Origin of the sequence: Geminicoccus flavidas, assembly GCF_009806515.1 — a bacterium.
Classification (GTDB): Bacteria; Pseudomonadota; Alphaproteobacteria; order Geminicoccales; family Geminicoccaceae; genus Geminicoccus; species Geminicoccus flavidus.
Genome location: NZ_WUJP01001110.1, coordinates 1 through 1,806 on the forward strand (window position 1 = coordinate 1; position 1,806 = coordinate 1,806).

A 1,806-nucleotide genomic window follows, 5' to 3' on the forward strand; every position below is an offset into this window, starting at 1 on the left:
CCAATATCTCTGCCGCTCGAACGGGTAGTGGGGTGCTGGGGTGGTGGGCAGGTCGAACGGCTGGTCGATCGCCGGCCAGTCCGGATCGCAGCCCGTTCGGTGCAGCTCGGCCAGCGTCTCCAGCAGCACGCTCCAGGACGGCCTGCCGCGCCGGAGGGTCGGCAGCGCCGGCAGCACCTCCCGGGCAAAGCCGGCCAGCACCGGCTGCGGCCCCAGCTCCAGCAAGAGCTCGCAGCCCAGCTCCTTCAGGCGTTGCAGCCCCTGGGCGAACCGGACCGGCTGGCGGGCATGCTCCCGCCAATAGCGCCCGTCCCGCTGCGCCAGCACGCTCCCGGTCAGGTTGCTGACCACCGGTACTTGCGGCGGCTGGTGCGGCAGGCTGGCCGCCTGTTCCAGTTCCTGGAGCATCGGCTCCAGCAGCCGGGAATGGAAGGCGTGGCTGACCGGCAGCACGTGCACCATGAGCCCGGCCTGCTCGGCGGCCGGATCGGCAGCCAGTCGGGCGATGGCCGCATCCGGCCCGGCCACGGTGATGGAGCTGGCCGCATTCCAGGCCGCCACCTCCAGCTCGGGATGCCTTGCCAGCAGGGCTTGGGCCGCCTCGGCCGGGCCCAGCAGGGCGGCCATCCCGCCGCCTTCCGGCAGGGCCTGCATCAGCCGGGCGCGCTTGGCGATCAGCCGGGCACCATCTTCCAGCGACAGCACCCCCGCCAGCACCACCGCGGCATACTCGCCAACACTGTGCCCGAGCAGCGCGTCCACCGTGATGTTCCAGGCGCGCAGCTGCCAGCCTAAGCCCACCGCCAGGGCGAACAAAGCCGGCTGGGCGTAGCCGGTCTGCCCCAGCGCTTGGCCATCGGCGAAGATCTCAGCCAGTGGCCGGTCCAGCCCCATCACCGCATCGCAGCGCGCCAGCACGTCCCGGAGCACCGGCGCACCCGGCAACAGGTCCAGCGCCATCCCGGCATAGGTCGAGCCCTGCCCGGTGATCAGAAAGCCCAGCTTCGGTCGGCCTGCCACCTTGGCTGCCGGCGCACTCGCCAGCGCTTGGCGGGCCGAAGCGGCATCGCCCGCCACCACCGCCAGCCGCCAGGGCAGCCGCGCCTGACGCAGGCCAGCGCTATGCGCCAGAGCCGGCCAATCGGGCCCCTCCGCCAGCCGGTCCAGATAGGCCTGGCGCAGCGTGGCCAATGCCGTCTCCGTCCTTGCCGCCAGCGGCAGCACTGCCGCTGGCCGTGCTGGCACCGTGCCAGCAGTTGGGGCCGGCGCTTTGGCCACTACGACATGGGCGTTGGTGCCGCTGAAGCCGAAGCTGCTCACGCCTACCGCCCGCACCGCCTGGCGCTGCAGGCAGGTCGGCACCCGGAGGTCGGCCCCGTTCAGCTCGATATGCGGGTTGAGCTGGGAGAAATGCAGCGAGGGCGGCACCGCGTCCCGCTCCACCATCAAGACCGCCTTGATCAGCCCGGCAATCCCAGCCGCCGCCTCGGCATGGCCGATATTGCTCTTGACCGAGCCCACCCAGAGCGGCCGGTCGCGCTGGGCGAACACGTCCGCTAGGGCATGCATCTCGATCGGGTCGCCCAGGCTGGTCCCGGTGCCGTGCGCCTCGATCGCATCCACCGCACCAGGATCCAGACCGGCATCGGCCAATGCCGCGCGCACCACCGCGGCCTGGGCCGGACCGGACGGTGCCGTCAGCCCCGCCGAGCGCCCGTCCTGGTTCACCGCACTGCCCAGCACCAAAGCCCGAGCCCGCACCCCAGCTCCCGCTCGACGCAAAACCACCACGCCACAGCCCTCGGC

Annotated in this window: 1 protein-coding gene; it reads right to left on the reverse strand. The window is 72.1% G+C overall.

The genetic code is table 11. The annotated features are described in order from the left end of the window. Window positions 1-1,761 (reverse strand): acyltransferase domain-containing protein (locus EQG76_RS31275; protein ID WP_159719110.1); only part of this gene is annotated, 1,761 nt, incomplete at its 3' end. Between the last annotated feature and the right edge of the window lie 45 nt (window positions 1,762-1,806).